Origin of the sequence: Brevibacterium antiquum CNRZ 918, assembly GCF_900169145.1 — a bacterium.
Lineage (GTDB): Bacteria > Actinomycetota > Actinomycetes > Actinomycetales > Brevibacteriaceae > Brevibacterium > Brevibacterium koreense.
This window is the reverse complement of record NZ_FXZD01000001.1, coordinates 243,218-258,545: the sequence shown is the minus strand read 5'-3', so window position 1 is coordinate 258,545 and position 15,328 is coordinate 243,218. Positions and strand designations below refer to the sequence as shown.

The following is a 15,328-nucleotide window of genomic DNA, read 5'->3' as shown; positions in this document are numbered from 1 at the left end:
GTCGGAAGACGCGGAAATCAGATTCGGCAGGCGCCAATGTTCGTCACCAGAATCGCACGTGCACCGACCGCGTAGAGGCGGTCCATGACGTTGTTGACCTCTTTGGATTCGACCATGACGCGGGCGGCGACCCAGCCAGTCTCCTGCAGTGGGGAGATCGTGGGTGATTCGAGGCCGGGGGTCAGCCCGAGAGCTTGTGGCAGGAGGCGCTCTTCGATGTTGTAGTCGACGAGAACGTACTGACGGGCCACCATCACCGATTCGAGCCGGCGCTTGAGCACCTCGATGGTCTCGGCTGCCCCATCGCGTTGGACGAGGACGGCCTCGGACTCCAGCAGGGGTTCGCCGAAGGTCTCAAGTCCTGCCGCGCGCAGGGTGCTGCCGGTTTCGACCACATCGGCGATGGCATCGGCGACGCCGAGCTGGATGGAGACTTCGATCGCTCCGTCGAGCTGCACGGTCTTCGCATCGATGCCTCTGGCCTGCAGGTCGGCGTCGACGAGGTTGGGGAAGCTGGTGGCGATGCGGGCACCCGCGAGCTGTGCCGGGGAGGTGTAGGAACCGCTGACACCGGCGTAGAAGAAGCGGGAGGCACCGAATCCGAGTCCGATGACTTCCTGCGCCTCGGCCTTCGACTCCAGAAGCAGATCGCGACCGGTGATGCCGGCGTCGAGGATTCCCGACCCGACGTAGACGGCGATGTCGCGGGGGCGCAGGTAGAAGAATTCGACGCCGTTGACTTCATCCTGATGGACCAGGGTCTTGCTTCCCCGGCGGGTGGAGTATCCGGCCTCGCTGAGCATTTCGGAGGCGGCTTCGGACAGTGCGCCCTTGTTCGGCACGGCTACACGCAGCATGGTGTCCTTTTGTGTTTCATCGTCAACGGTTGTGAGTGGTGCTCGGACGGCGGTTCAGGCGGTCTCTGGTTCAGGCGGTCTCTACAGATGCGAGTTGACGTCGTCGAGGCTGAGATCCTTGGCGACCATGAGCACCTGGAGGTGGTAGAGCAGCTGGGAGATCTCCCCGGCAAGCTCGTCCTTGGTCTCGTACTCGGCCGCCATCCAGACCTCTGCGGCTTCTTCGACGACCTTCTTTCCGATCGCATGGACTCCGGCGTCGAGTTCGGCCACGGTCTTCGAGCCTTCGGGGCGATCGAGGGATTTCTGCAGGAGTTCGGCGTAGAGCGAGTCAAAGGTCTTCACGAATCCAGCCTAATACATCGCCTACTTCGCGTCCGCACAGGGTCTCGACCAGCGGGACAGCCCCAGTGAGCGGAACGGTCTCATTCCTCCGGGCTGCGGTTGATGTCCGTTGCGCCGAGGTGGGGCGCAGAGATCGTCTGCCGTGATCTCTTCGACCAGTCGATGAAGCCGATGACGACCATGACGAGGAAGATGAGGTACACAGCCCCGGAGAACACGAGGCCTCCGGCTACTGCCAGGGGAATGCCGACGAGGTCGACGGCCAGCCATACGAACCAGAACTCGACGATCGCCCGTCCCTGGGCGTACATCGCCACGAGTGATCCGATGAAGATGTAAGCGTCTGGGTAGGGGTTCCATGACCATCCGCCCAGTGCCAGGACATAGCCGAACACCGCGGTGCCCAGCAGCAGGGCACCGATCAGGAGGAATCGTTCCTTCCAGGTGGCCCAGCGGACGAGGACCTCTCCTGCGGCTTCGCGCGATTTGTTCCACTGCGTCCAGCCCCACACCGCGGCGACGATGATGACGACCTGCCGGGAGGCGTTGCCGCCCAGGCCCGCGGAGATGCTCGCGGCGAAGAGCAGGATGGAACCGAGGATCTGGACCGGCCAGGACAGGATGTTGCGGCGCAGCGCCAGGACCACAGTGGCCAGGGCGCAGATGTTGCCGAACAGGTCGGAGTACGGCACTGGTTTGCCCAGCAGTTCGAATGCCGGCGTGTTCAGCCAGTCGAGCAGTTCCATATCGGCCTTCTTCAGTGCACGTGTGATGCTGCGAGTTCACGCAGCCCTGAGATCGCGGCGGCGGCGTCTTCGGGTCCGTAGACGGCGGAGCCGGCCACGAGCACATCGGCACCGGCGTCGACAACGCGTTCGACCGTCGAGGTCGACACTCCCCCATCGACCTGAAGTTTGATCTCAAGCCCGGAAGCCGAAATCGCTTCACGCGTGCGCCGGATCTTCGGCAGGCACACATCGAGGAACTTCTGCCCGCCGAACCCGGGTTCAACGGTCATGATGAGGATCTGATCGAACTCGCCGAGGAGGTCGATGAAGGGTTCGATCGGAGTCGCCGGCTTGAGTGCGAGGCTGGCTTTGGCTCCCAGCTTCCGGATCTCCCTGGCCAGACGCACGGGTGCGGCGGCCGCCTCGGCGTGGAAGGTCACCGAGGCACAGCCGAGTTCGGCGTAGACGGGGGCGTGCCTGTCCGCCTCGGCGATCATCAGGTGAGCGTCGAGTGGGATCGGGCTGATCGCCTGGATCCGTTCGACCACGGGAGGACCGAATGTCAGATTGGGGACGAAATGGTTATCCATCACGTCGATGTGAGCCATATCTGCCGTGCTGATCTTCGCCAGTTCGCCCCGCAGGTCCGAGAAATCGGAGCTGAGGATGCTGGGATTGATCTCGATCGCCATTTCAGTTCGCCTTCCGCATCAGAGCCAAGAACATTCCATCGGTGTTGTGGACATGGGGCCACAGCTGAGCGTACCGTCCCGCTCCCCGGCTCACCGAGGTGAACTCTTCGGCATCGGCGCTCGTGACCTCGGCGAGGACCGCCGGTGCGTCGAGGATCTCAACGTCGGTCCCGCGCAGAACATCGTCGACGACGAGAACGGTTTCAGCGTAATGAGGAGAACAGGTCGAATACGCCACGACTCCTCCGGGAGCGCATGCGTTCAAGGCCGCCCGCAGCAGTTCTCGCTGCAGTCCTGCCAGCGCGTTGATGTCCTCAGGGCGACGACGATAACGGGCCTCGGGGCGACGACGCAGGGCGCCGAGTCCCGAGCAGGGTACGTCGACGAGGACCTTCGCATAGGGGCCGGTGGCATCGCGGGCGTCCTGGACGCGGGTGGTCACGTTATCGAGCGCCTGGGTGGAGGATCTCACGAGTTCGACCCTGTGCTCGCTTGAGTCGAAGGCATCAAGGGAGGTTCCCGACGTCTTCGCGATCGCTGCCAGCACTGCGGCCTTGCCGCCGGGTCCTGCACACAGGTCTGCCCAGGTGCCTGCCGGTGCCGGGGTCTGTGCCAGGGCCAGTGCCACCAGCGCGGAGCCTTCGTCTTGGACTCGGGCCCGGCCGGTGGCGACGGCCTCGACATTTTTGGGCACAGCGGTATCGAGGGTGACGCCGATGGGTGAGAATTCGGTTGGGGCTCCGGGCAGTTCGCTGCGGTCGATGAGTCCGGGCAGAGCGGAGACGCTGACCTTCGCGGCCGCGTTGTCGGCTTCGAGCAGGGCCTGCAGTTCAGAGGCCTGCCGGCCGTGGCCCTTGAGGGCCTGGGTCATGGCCCGGACGATCCATTCCGGGTGGGAGTATTCGATGGCCTGTTCGCCGACAGTGGTGGCTCCCGCGGTGACGCGACGCAGCCATTCGGCCCGGTCGACCTCGGAGATCCGACGCAGCACGGCGTTGACGAATCCGGCGGTCTTCGGTGCATTGGTCTTGATCACGGCGACGGTCTCAGACAGTGCTGCATGGTCGGGCACGCGCATGGACAGGATCTGGTGGGCGCCGAGGCGCATTCCGGCCAGCGGTTCGGCGTCGATGCTGTCGATGGGCCGGTTCGCGGCCCTGGCGATGATCGCATCGTAGAACTCCTGTTGGCGCAGGGCGCCGTACGTCAGTTCCGTTGTGAACGCCGCGTCCTGGGGTTCCATGTGCGTGCGGGCCAACTTGGCGGGCAGGAGCAGGTTCGCGTAGGAGTCCTTCGTCTCTACGTCGACGAGGACCTCCCAGGCGATGCGTCGCGGTAGGTTCTTCGCCTGTCGCGGTTCTCCTCCCCCCGCGGGTGAGCCGCCCGAGGGCTTACCGTCTGCTGGCCGGCCGCCTGTCGGCTTCCTGCCTGCTGGCGCCCTGTTGCCTGCTGGTCTCTTCCGCGGCTTGCGTTCATCTGCTGGCATCGGTCTCATGCTCCTTGCTCGGGGTCTGCCGCCGGCTCGGCGCTGGTTCCACTGGGGTCGAATCGGATGTCGCCATGGCCGCGCAGGAAGTCCACTGCAGCCATCCGCGCTTTGCCGAAGGGCTGGATCTCCTCCACGCGGACCCAGCCGTCACTGCAGCCGAGGACGGCTGCCTTCTGCCACGAGGTCAGAAGTCCGACCTCGGTGGGCGTGGCGACGTCAGGAGCGGGTGCGAGTCCGAAAAGTTTGGTCCGCTTCCCGTCGACGTTCGCCCACGGCCCGGGGCTGGGGCTGACTCCCCGGGAACGGTCGATGATCGCCTGGGCAGAGTCGGAGAAGTCGAGATGGGCGTCGGCGACGTCGATCTTGTCCGCGTGGGTCGCTTCCCCTGACTGCGGGGTCATCACTGCGGTTCCGTCCGCGAGGTCGTCGAAGGCGGCGACCAGTTCGGCCGCGCCCAGGTGAGCATAGTCGTCGAGGGCGGTGGCGACATCGGGATGGTCCAGCGGCAGTTCGAGGCGGCGCAGGACGGGGCCGGAGTCCATGCCCTCGTCGATCTTGAATACGCTGACTCCGCTGGTCCTTTGCCCGGCGATGAGAGCACGTTGAACGGGGGCGGCTCCGCGATGAGCGGGCAGGAGTGAGAAGTGGAGGTTGAACCAGCCGAGTTCGGCGGTCGACAGCGCTGCCGGGCCGGCGATGGCCCCATAGGCGACGACGGCTACGGCGTCGACCTTGAGCGCTCGGAGTTCGGCGATGACCTCACCTCGGAGGCGGCTCGCCTCGATGACGTCGAGGCCGAGTTCGAGGGCTCGAGCCTTGATGGGTGAGGGGGTGAGAACGCGCTTGCGCCCCACGGGGGCATCGGGTCGGGTGAGGACGGCACGGATGCGGTGCCGAGATTCGACGAGGGCCTCGAGGGCTGGCACTGCGGCATCCGGAGTTCCGGCGAAGACGATATCCACTTGAGGAATTCTACTTGTTCGCTTCGCGGACGCAGAGTCCGGGCATCGGGGCACTCACAGCGACCGCGGATCGTCGATGCGGATACGCACCTGCGGAAGCTTCTTCGCAGAGCGGGAGGCGGTGACATGAGCCAGCGCTTCGCCGACTGCGTCGCCTGCTGCGATCGGGTAGGCCGCGACCGCCTTCTGATCATCACCCTCGGAGTCACGGATGAGTTCTGTGAGTTCGGAGACGGTAGTGATGATGGCGTCGATGTCGGCACCTGCACCAGTGAGTTCGACGATGCGGCGGTACGGCGGAAAGCCGAGCTCCAGGCGATCGCTGAGGGCTCTGGACATGGTGGTGACCGGGTCGAAGGTGGTCACCGTGCTCCGGATCGTCTCATCGGTGTCGCCGAGGTAGACGACGCCTCCAGCGGTGCGTGATCTCACGAGGACGGCCGCACGCAGCCGGCGGCTGACCCCTTCATCGGTCGAGCGCATCCACGGCCCCGGCCACAGCGAGTCGAGCAGGATTGCGCAGGCATAGCCCCCGAGCGTGTAGGGCTCGGCCCCGGTGGTGGCGACGACGATACGTGGACTGTCGTCGATGGCGACGGGAATGTCATCGCCGCCGGACTCGAGGATCTCGATTCCCGGCATGGCCTTGCGCAGCTCCTCGACGGTCCGGCCCCTACCGCGCACGATCGAGCGCACCTGGTTCGAGTTGCACCGCCCGCAGGAGAACGAATCGGAGTGGAATCCGCACGAGCGACAGGCGAATGGGCCCACCTCGGACTGGGTGGTCAGCGTGGCCGAGCACTGGGGGCAGCGGGCGACCTCTTGGCACCTCGCGCAGGCGAATACCGGGTAGTACCCGGCACGCGGTACCTGGACGAGGACGGGTCCCACGGCATTCGTGTCCTTGGCACCGGGGCGCAGTGCACCGCGCATCAGCTGCCAGGCGCGTGAGGGGATGCGCTGCCAGGCGAAGGGGTCCCGCTCCTCGTCGGGGACAAAGACACGGGGCGCGCCCTCACGGCGCTCGGGGCCTATGGGTGTGGCGTCGTGCAGCCAGCCGACCTCGACGAGGCGCTGGATCTCTGCGCTGCGATCGGTGGAGACGAACAGCAGCCCGGTGGTGTCGATGGTCGACCTCAGCAGGCACACCTCTCTGGCGTGTGGATAAGGTGCGTGCTGGTCAAGGTAGTTCGAGTTCGAGTCGTCGAAGCAGATGATGAGGCCCAGGTCTGCGACCGGGGCGAAGGCGGCCGCCCTGGTGCCGATCGTCACGCGCGTGTGCCCGAGCAGTCCACGCAGCCACGCCGTCCACCGCTGTTCCGGTGACTGATCTGCGCTGAGCACGGAGTAGGAGGGGATGTCCGCGCTGGCGTCGAGAGATGCCGAGAGCACGGCAAGCTCACGGTGATCGGGCACCAGCCACAGCACCGACTCCCCCGCTGCCAGTGTCGCTCGGGCAGCCTCCAGTCCGGCGGTGATCCAGCTCAGACCCGGGGTGGGTCCGGGAACGCAGGTCAGAGCCATCCGCGGATGTTCGGCAGCCGGGAAATCGTCTTCCCTGTCGCGGCGAGACTCGGTGACGACCCATTCGCCGAGGCGCTCGATCGTGTCCGCTGTCCTGGCACTCTCGTGGTGTGCAGTCACAACCTCGGAGCCTGCTGTCGTGTCCTCGGAGCCTGCTGTCGTGTCCTCGGTTGCGGCACTCGCGTTGTCGCCGTCTCGCGCCGCACTGGAACTGGACGCGTTGTGCTGCAGTGTCTTCTCCGTCTTGAGCACGGCCTTCTCGGCTCGGGCGTGGCGCGGTGGAATTGCCAGACGCAGCACGTCGGAGAGAGTCCCTGCGTAGCGGCGGGCGGTGGCTGACCCGAGTCGCAGCAGCTCGGGGGTGAGCACGACGACGGGACTGGTGATGCGCTCGATCGTGGCGAGCGGTCCGATATGTTCGGACGACTCAACTCGTTCGAGGAGGAACCCGTCGCGCAGTTTGCCGGCGAATTTGACCCTGACTCGCACACCCGGTCGGGCGGTGTCGGCGAACTTCTCCGGAACTGCGTAGTCGAAGGCACGGGCCAGGTGCGGCACCGGATGATCGATGAGCACGTGGGCCACAGGATCTTCCGCTGCCAGCGGCACCTGCCCGATGGCTGAGGTGCCGGTGTCGATCGGAAGAGGTTCGTCCATCAAGCCGAGGAGACTGCGCGCAGCAGATCGTCGGCGCGGTCCGTGACCTCCCAGGTGAAGTCGGGGAGCTCACGGCCGAAGTGGCCGTAGGTCGATGTCTGGGAGTAGATCGGGCGCAGCAGATTGAGTTCCTGGATGATCATGGCAGGGCGCAGATCGAAGACCTCACGAATCGCCCGCGAGATCGCGTGCGGGTCGACCTTCTCGGTGCCGAATGTCTCAACGTAGAGACCCATCGGGTCGACACGGCCGATGGCATAGGATACCTGCACCTCGGCACGGTCTGCGAGGCCGGCGGCCACAACGTTCTTCGCGACCCAGCGCATGGCGTAGGCGGCAGAGCGGTCAACCTTCGACGGGTCCTTCCCGGAGAAGGCGCCTCCGCCGTGGCGAGAGTATCCGCCATAGGTGTCGACGATGATCTTGCGGCCTGTCAGGCCCGCGTCGCCCATCGGCCCACCGGTGACGAAGGGGCCAGCCGGGTTGATGTGGATATTCGCATGACTGTCATCGAGTCCGCAGCCTGCGATGACCGGATCGATGACGAAATCTTTGATTTCGGCGTGAAGCTGCGCCTGATCGACGTGTCCGGCGTGCTGAGTCGAGACCACGATGTTCTCGATCGACACGGCTTCGTCTCCGTCGTAGCCGAGCGTCAGCTGGGTCTTGCCGTCGGGACGCAGGTAGTCCAGTGCACCGGTCTTGCGCACCTCGGCGAGCTTCTCCGCCATGCGTGAAGCGAGGTGGATCGGCACGGGCATGAGAACGTCGGTGGCGTTGTCGGCATAGCCGAACATGAGCCCCTGGTCGCCGGCGCCCAGACTCGACCCATGGTCGGATTCCACGGCTTCGCGGAAGTCCAGTGGGTTTGTCACACCGGAATGGATGTCGGTGGACTGACTGCCGATGGACACGGAGACGCCGCAGGAATGGCCGTCGAATCCGGTATCGGAGGAGTCATAGCCGATTCCGGTGATGAGTCGGCGGGCAATGCCGGCCACGTCGGCATAGGCGGCCGTATTGACCTCGCCGGCGACGTGGACGAGACCGGTGGTGACCATCGTCTCGACGGCGACTTTAGCGTTCGGGTCCTGACTCAGCAGATCGTCGAGGACGGCATCACTGATCTGGTCACAGATCTTGTCGGGATGGCCCTCGGTGACGGATTCGGACGAGAATAGACGCAGATTTGATTGACTCACGGCGACGATTCTACGCATTCCATACGATTGGCGAGTGCCTCGATGACCTTTTCCGAAACATCGTCCTTGCTGCCGTGGAATTCCGTGCTGGTCACGACCTGGTCACCGTCATGACTCAGGATCTGGACAGCATTGTCGTCGTGGCCGAAGGCCCTGTCCTCGGAGACGTTGTTGAAGACCAGGAGGTCCACGCCCTTGCGACGGAACTTCGCTCTCGCGTAGTCCAGCGCCGTGTGATGAGAATCTCCGGTCTCCGCGGCGAATCCGACGATGACCTGGGGCTCACGACGTGACTCGACGAGTCCCACGAGCACATCAGGATTCTGAACCAGACTCAGAGTCATCCCCTCATCACCCGACTTCTTCATCTTCGAGTCGGTGCGCCCGGCTGGACGGTAGTCCGCGACGGCCGCGGCCATGATGATGACATCGGCGTCGGCTTGAACGGCATGCATCTGGGTTTGGAGTTCCAGCGTTGATTCGACCGTGGTGATTCGGACACCGTCGGGCAGGGCGGACAGCAGACCCCAATCGATGTTGGCCGCAACCAGGTCGACGCGGGCTCCGGCTGCGACGGCCGCACGTGCGAGGGCGATGCCCTGCTTGCCTGAGGAGCGGTTCCCGAGGAACCTCACGGGATCGAGTGGTTCCCTGGTCCCGCCGGCACTGATGACGACGCGTTTGTCGTTCAGCGGCCCGACTGCGGTGGCCGCTGATCCGGCAGCGGCCAGAGCGAAGTCGACGATCGTTTGGGGTTCGGGCAGACGACCGGGACCGGAATCCGGCCCGGTGAGACGCCCCACAGCGGGGTCGAGCACATGGATGCCGCGCTGCTTCAAGGTCGCGATGTTCGCGACGGTGGCGGGGTTCTGCCACATCTCGGTGTGCATGGCTGGGGCAACGACCACCTCGGCGGTCGTCGTCAGGACGGTGGCGGTCAGCAGGTCATCGGCGATGCCTGCGGCCAGCTTCGCCAGGATATTGGCCGTGGCGGGCGCAATGATGACAAGTTCGGCCTCCTGCCCGATGCGGACATGGTTGACCGATTCGACATCGTCGAAGACATCGGTGGTCACAGTCTGTGAGGACAGTGCCTCGAAGGTGGCCGCACCGACGAAATTCAGTGCACTGGCGGTGGGCACGACCTTGACGCTGTGCCCGAGTTCCCGGAGTCGCCGAATGACGTGAGCCGCCTTGTAGGCGGCGATTCCACCGGCGACGCCGAGTACGGTTCTCACTGGTCGCTGAAGTCCAGTGCGCCGTCGTTGCTGGCAGCAGGCTGCGCAGGCTCTTGGGTGAGAGCACCGAAGTCGGCTTCGGTGACTTCGCGGGCCACGATCTTGCCCTCGTTGATCTCGCGGAGCGCGATCGACAGAGGCTTTTCATGGGTGCCCGGGGTCACCAGCGGACCGACGTTCTCGAGCAGTCCTTCTTGGAGCTGGGCGTAGTAGGAGTTGATCTGGCGGGCTCTCTGAGCCGCAATCGAAACCAGTTCGTACTTCGAGCTGGTCACGGCCAGCAGATCATCAATCGGAGGATTGGTGATGCCTTCAGGTTGTGCAGGCAATGAATGTCCAATCTAATCGGTAGTGGATATACCCATCAATGATATGAGTTCTTCGGCCGCAGTGCGAACGTGGTCATTGACGATGGTGACATCGAACTCGGATTCGGCCTGCAATTCCTGTTTGGCCGTGGTCAGTCGACGCTCCTGTTCGACCGCTGATTCCGTTCCGCGCCCGGTGAGTCTCGACACGAGCTCTTCCCAGCTGGGCGGAGACAGGAATACGAACAGCGCCTCAGGCATCTTGTCCTTGACCTGGCGTGCTCCCTGCAGATCAATCTCCAGCAGGGAGGGAATACCCTGGCTCAGCTTCTCCTGAACCTGAGCCGAAGGCGTGCCGTAGCGATGGCGTCCATGGACGACAGCGTACTCGAGCAGCTCACCGGCAGCGATGAGCGAGTCGAATTCGTCATCGCTGATGAAGTGATAATGAACACCATCGATTTCGCCGGGTCGCCGCGGCCGCGTGGTGGCGGAGACGGAGAACCAGACCTCGGGATGATGATCTCTGATGTACGCACTGATGGTGCCTTTTCCCACCGCGGTGGGTCCCGCGAGGACGGTCAGTCGATTATTCACAGATCTATTGTTCACACATTCAGGAGTATTTCTCCAACAGGGCGTTCTTCTGGTGAACACCCAGGCCCTTGATCCGACGGGACGAAGCAATGCCCACGTCATCCATGGCCGCTTCCGCGCGTCGGTCGCCGACGCCGGGCAGTGATCTCAGCAGATCGACGACGCGCATCTTCGCGAGTGCTTCGTCTGCGTCGGCCTTCTTCAGGACGGCGGCGAGATCGGTTTGACCATTTTTCAGCGCGGTCTTGACCTCGGCTCGCGCCTGACGCGCTTTGAACGCCTTGTCAAGAGCGGCTGACCGCTGTTGCGGGGTCAAAGGTTCGAGTGCCACATTATCTCCTCTGTCACCATGAACGGGCAGGTAGGGAAGTTGCTTCAGTCTAAAACAAAAACCCTCGTGAGAGGCATAAAGCGGCAAAGAAAACTCGAGTGCCTGCAGAACTGGCCATTGCGGGCCCGTACCGTCTTAGCTCAGGCGATATCCGCAGACCGGTGCCCACCGTTGTGTGCATGGCTCGCGCAGGCTGGCGAAACGGGCACCCTGCGCAGTGGATCAAGTGGTGAGATTCGACATACCCTGCGCGGAACTCAGCCCACCTGGGTCAGGGACTCGTTGAGCGACCGCGCCGCTGCCCGCACACCGTCTGGCCCCGCGCTGAGCACAGCGCGCGACGTTGTGGCCAGGATCTGGTTGGCTGCGATGGCTTCGGAGCCGAATACGTCGATGAGTTCACGAATCCCAGCTCCCTGAGCGCCGACTCCCGGTGCCAGGATCGGGCCTTTGCAGTCCGTCGGGTCGAATCCGAGCTCACGTGCCGCGGAGCCGATCGTCGCCCCCACGACCAGTCCGAAGCGACCGGGATCCCGCGGAGAGTGGGCCGAGTTGCGCGCAGCAACCTGTCCGACGATCGACCCCGCCACGGAACCCCCGAAGCCGTCGACGGCCTCGCCGCACTGGGCGTGCTGGACCTCCGCGCCTTCCGGGTTCGAGGTCAGAGCAAGAACGAAGACTCCCCGATCATGGGCCTCGGCGAGTCCGAAGGCCGGTTCCAGCGCCCCGAAGCCGAGGTAGGGAGAGACGGTGATGGAATCGGCTGCCAGCGCCGAGGAAGGATCGAGGTAGGCGCGTGCATAGGCTCCCATGGTCGATCCGATGTCCCCGCGTTTGATGTCGAGGACGCTGAGGAGATCGTGTTCCCGACAGGCGGCCAAGGTCTCCTCGAGAACGGCGACTCCGGCCGAACCGTGCTGCTCGTAGAAGGCTGACTGCGGTTTGACCGCGGCCACGTTCCGGGCGAGCTCGGTCACCGTGCGCAGGGAGAATTCCCGCAGACCTTCCACAGTGCGCGGCAGACCCCAGGCCTCAAGGAGATGGTCATGGGGATCGATGCCCACACACAGCGGACCGTGCTCGTCCATGGCCGCCCGCAGACGGGTGCCGAACATCACGCGTTCCAGTCCTGCAGGCTGCGGACCTTGAAGGTCTTGTCACGGACGACCTCGAGTGAGGTGACTGCGGCGGCGAACTCGGCGAGCGTGGTGATCAGCGGAACAGAGTTCGCGGTCGCGCAGGCACGGATCTCGTAGCCGTCTGCCCGTTCCTGGCGTCCGGAGGGGACGTTGATGACCATGTCGATCGTCCCTGCGGCCAGGTAGTCGAGGATCGTGCGATCCTCGGCGTCGGCCTCGAAGTGCTTGTGCACCTGCGTGGTCTTGATCCCGTAGCGGGAGAGGACCGCGGCGGTCCCAGTGGTGGCGACCACGTCGAAGCCCAGGTCGACGAGTTCCTTGACCGGCAGGACCATGGCACGTTTGTCCCGGTCTGCAACGGAGACGAACACAGTGCCGGATGTCGGCAGCTTGATCGATGCGCCCAGGAGCCCCTTCGCAAAGGCTGTGGGGAAGTCGTGGTCGATGCCCATGACCTCACCGGTCGAGCGCATCTCCGGTCCGAGGATCGAATCGACGACCTTGCCTTCGACGGTCCTGAACCGGCGGAATGGCAGGACCGCTTCCTTGACCGCGATCGGGTGGTCCAACGGGAGTGCCGAACCGTCGCCGGTCTCCGGAAGCATGTCACCGCGCATATCGGCGATGGTGCGGCCGACTGCGATGAGTGCGGCGGCCTTCGCCAGCTGCGTGGATGTGGCCTTCGAGACGAACGGCACGGTCCGCGAGGCGCGCGGGTTGGCCTCGATGACGTGGAGGACATCGGCGGTGATCGCGAACTGGATGTTGAGCAGCCCCCGCACGTTGGTGCCTTCGGCGATGGCCAGCGTGGCCTTGCGCACACGGTCGAGCACGTCGTCGCCCAGGGTCAGCGAGGGCAGCACACAGGCCGAGTCACCGGAATGGATTCCGGCTTCCTCGATGTGTTCCATGATGCCGCCGATGAAGATGTCGGTACCGTCATAGAGGGCATCGACATCGATTTCGATGGCGTCCTCGAGGAACCGGTCAACGAGGACGGGACGATCCACGGAGATCTCCGTGGCCGTGGCCATGTAGTCCACCAGCTGCGTGCGATCGTAGACGATCTGCATTCCGCGGCCGCCGAGCACGTAGGAGGGCCGCACGAGGACCGGGTAGCCGATCTCCTCGGCGATCTTCTCGGCCTCCGAATAGGTCACTGCAGTGCCGTGCTTCGGTGCGGTGAGACCGGCACGGTCGAGGACGGCACCGAATTCGCCGCGATCCTCGGCCAGGTCGATGGCCTCGGGCTGAGTGCCGAGGACAGGCACCCCCGCGGCCTTGAGCCGATCGGCCAATCCCAACGGGGTCTGACCACCCAGGGTGCAGACGACGCCGAGTACGGGGCCGGCGGCCACCTCGGCGTGGTAGACCTCCATCACGTCTTCGAAGGTCAGTGGCTCGAAGTAGAGGCGATCAGCGGTGTCGTAGTCCGTGGACACGGTCTCCGGGTTGCAGTTGACCATGATCGTCTCGAAGCCGGCCTCGGAGATGGCCATCGTCGCGTGCACGCATGAGTAGTCGAACTCGATGCCCTGACCGATCCGGTTCGGCCCCGAGCCGAGGATGATCACGGCCGGCTTCTCGCGGGGCTCGACCTCGGTCTCCTCGTCATAGCTCGAGTAGTGGTATGGGGTGTGTGCCGCGAACTCACCAGCGCAGGTGTCGACGGTTTTGAACACGGGGCGAATACGCAGAGCGTGGCGGACTCCGGTGACGACACCAGTATCGAGGCAGCGCAGGCTCGCGATCTGTTCATCGGAGAACCCGTGGTTCTTCGCGACCTGCAGCACCTGGGCGTCGAGTTCGTCCGCCGAGGAGATGAACTCGGCGACCTCATTGATGAGTTCGATCTGGTCGAGGAACCAGGGATCGATCTCGCATACCTCGAAGACCTCGGCATTGCTCAGGCCGGCGGCCAGTCCGCGCTGCACGGAATGGATGCGGTCGGCCGTCGCGTGCGAGATCGATTCGAGGACGGATTCTCTGACATCCTCGTCACTGATGTCGGGAAGATCGGACCATGAGAAGGAGGCATCTCGCTGCTCCATCGACCGCATTGCCTTCTGCAGGGCGGTGGTGAAGTTGCGGCCCAGTGACATGACCTCGCCAACGGACTTCATGGTCGTGGTCAGCGTCGGGTCAGCAGCGGGGAACTTTTCGAACGTGAACCGTGGGATCTTGACCACCACGTAGTCGAGTGTCGGCTCGAAGCTGGCCGGTGTGACCTTTGTGATGTCGTTGGGGATCTCGTCGAGTGAGTAGCCCACGGCCAGCTTGGCAGCCATTTTGGCGATCGGGAAGCCTGTGGCCTTCGATGCCAGTGCCGAGGACCTGGAGACTCTGGGGTTCATTTCGATGACGATGATGCGTCCGGTCTTGGGATCGACGGCGTACTGGATGTTGCAGCCGCCGGTGGCGACTCCGACGGCGCGGATGACGTCGATGCCGATGTCGCGCATCTTCTGATATTCGCGGTCGGTCAGGGTCAGCGATGGGGCCACTGTGATCGAGTCGCCGGTGTGGACGCCGACGGGATCGACGTTCTCGATCGAACAGATGACGACCACGTTGTCCTTGTGGTCGCGCATGAGTTCGAGTTCGTATTCCTTCCAGCCCAGGATCGACTCTTCGAGGAGCACCTCGTGGGTGATGGAGTCACCCAAGCCGGCGCCGGCGATGCGCCGCAGGTCGGTCTCGTCATAGGCCATACCGGAGCCCAGGCCGCCCATCGTGAACGAGGGCCGCACAACTACGGGATAGTTGAGCTCTTCGGCCCCGGCCAGTGCCTCGTCGATGGTGTGGCAGATGACGGATTTGGCCGACTCGGCACCGCATTCCTCAACGATTGTCTTGAACTTCTGCCGGTCCTCGCCGCGCTGGATGGCGTCGACGTCGGCGCCGATGAGTTCGACCCCGTACTTCTCGAGGGTACCGGCATCGTGCAGAGCGATCGCTGCGTTGAGCGCTGTCTGCCCGCCCAGAGTCGGCAGGATCGCATCGGGGCGTTCCTTGTCGATGATCGATTCGATGATGTCGGGATCGATCGGTTCGACATAGGTGGCATCGGCGACGTCGGGATCGGTCATGATCGTCGCGGGATTGGAGTTGATGAGGATGACGCGCAGGCCTTCAGCCCGCAGCACACGGCATGCCTGAGTGCCCGAGTAATCGAATTCGCAGGCCTGCCCGATCACGATGGGGCCGGAACCGATGACGAGAACGGATGAGAGATCTGGTCTGAGTGGCATGGATTCTC

The 15,328-nt window shown here is 64.3% G+C and carries 14 protein-coding genes; all 14 read right to left on the bottom strand.

All coding sequences use genetic code 11. The features are described 5' to 3' along the window. Positions 1–17: 17 nt before the first annotated feature. The 14 genes from hisG to carB all read right to left on the bottom strand — a co-directional run bounded on the left by hisG (position 18) and on the right by carB (position 15,320). Positions 18–857 carry an ATP phosphoribosyltransferase gene (hisG, locus tag BANT918_RS01120; RefSeq protein WP_101618593.1) on the bottom strand — a complete coding sequence of 280 codons (840 nt, stop codon included), beginning with the start codon at positions 855–857 and terminating at the stop codon, positions 18–20. 81 nt (positions 858–938) lie between these two features. Continuing rightward, entirely contained in the window at positions 939–1,202 is a 264-nt protein-coding gene (locus tag BANT918_RS01115) for a phosphoribosyl-ATP diphosphatase (RefSeq protein WP_009881410.1), read from the bottom strand. Between the two features lie 80 nt (positions 1,203–1,282). Then, a complete protein-coding gene (locus BANT918_RS01110) occupies positions 1,283–1,948 on the bottom strand; it encodes a nicotinamide mononucleotide transporter family protein (RefSeq protein WP_009881411.1) in 666 nt (221 codons plus the stop codon). An 11-nt stretch (positions 1,949–1,959) separates the two neighbouring features. Next, positions 1,960–2,622: a ribulose-phosphate 3-epimerase gene (gene rpe, locus BANT918_RS01105; protein WP_009881412.1), complete on the bottom strand. Its 663-nt coding sequence runs from the start codon at positions 2,620–2,622 to the stop codon at positions 1,960–1,962. 1 nt (position 2,623) lies between these two features. Then, positions 2,624–4,108, bottom strand: a complete 1,485-nt coding sequence (locus BANT918_RS01100) for an RsmB/NOP family class I SAM-dependent RNA methyltransferase (protein WP_101618592.1) — start codon at positions 4,106–4,108, stop codon at positions 2,624–2,626. Positions 4,109–4,113: 5 nt separating this feature from the next. Continuing rightward, positions 4,114–5,073, bottom strand: a complete 960-nt coding sequence (fmt, locus tag BANT918_RS01095) for a methionyl-tRNA formyltransferase (RefSeq protein WP_101618591.1) — start codon at positions 5,071–5,073, stop codon at positions 4,114–4,116. A 54-nt stretch (positions 5,074–5,127) separates the two neighbouring features. Further along, complete coding sequence (locus BANT918_RS01090; RefSeq protein ID WP_101618590.1) at positions 5,128–7,254, bottom strand: primosomal protein N'; 2,127 nt, start codon at positions 7,252–7,254, stop codon at positions 5,128–5,130. Continuing rightward, positions 7,254–8,456 carry a methionine adenosyltransferase gene (metK, locus tag BANT918_RS01085; protein WP_208617963.1) on the bottom strand — a complete coding sequence of 401 codons (1,203 nt, stop codon included), beginning with the start codon at positions 8,454–8,456 and terminating at the stop codon, positions 7,254–7,256. Before metK ends, BANT918_RS01090 begins: the two co-directional genes overlap by 1 nt. Continuing rightward, positions 8,453–9,694, bottom strand: coding sequence for a bifunctional phosphopantothenoylcysteine decarboxylase/phosphopantothenate--cysteine ligase CoaBC (coaBC, locus tag BANT918_RS01080; protein WP_101618588.1), 1,242 nt, complete (start codon positions 9,692–9,694; stop codon positions 8,453–8,455). Before coaBC ends, metK begins: the two co-directional genes overlap by 4 nt. Further along, entirely contained in the window at positions 9,691–10,023 is a 333-nt protein-coding gene (gene rpoZ, locus BANT918_RS01075; protein ID WP_101618587.1) for a DNA-directed RNA polymerase subunit omega, read from the bottom strand. The genes coaBC and rpoZ overlap by 4 nt, the downstream gene beginning before the upstream one ends. Positions 10,024–10,035: 12 nt before the next feature. Continuing rightward, the gene (gene gmk, locus BANT918_RS01070; RefSeq protein ID WP_101618586.1) at positions 10,036–10,599 is read right to left on the bottom strand and encodes a guanylate kinase; all 564 of its coding nucleotides are present in this window, start codon (positions 10,597–10,599) and stop codon (positions 10,036–10,038) included. Positions 10,600–10,618: 19 nt separating this feature from the next. Beyond that, on the bottom strand, positions 10,619–10,930 hold the full coding sequence (gene mihF / locus BANT918_RS01065) for an integration host factor, actinobacterial type (RefSeq protein ID WP_101618585.1): 312 nt from the start codon (positions 10,928–10,930) through the stop codon (positions 10,619–10,621). Positions 10,931–11,187: 257 nt separating this feature from the next. Further along, positions 11,188–12,045 carry an orotidine-5'-phosphate decarboxylase gene (gene pyrF / locus BANT918_RS01060; protein ID WP_101618584.1) on the bottom strand — a complete coding sequence of 286 codons (858 nt, stop codon included), beginning with the start codon at positions 12,043–12,045 and terminating at the stop codon, positions 11,188–11,190. Next, positions 12,045–15,320, bottom strand: coding sequence for a carbamoyl-phosphate synthase large subunit (gene carB / locus BANT918_RS01055; RefSeq protein WP_101618583.1), 3,276 nt, complete (start codon positions 15,318–15,320; stop codon positions 12,045–12,047). Before carB ends, pyrF begins: the two co-directional genes overlap by 1 nt. Between the last annotated feature and the right edge of the window lie 8 nt (positions 15,321–15,328).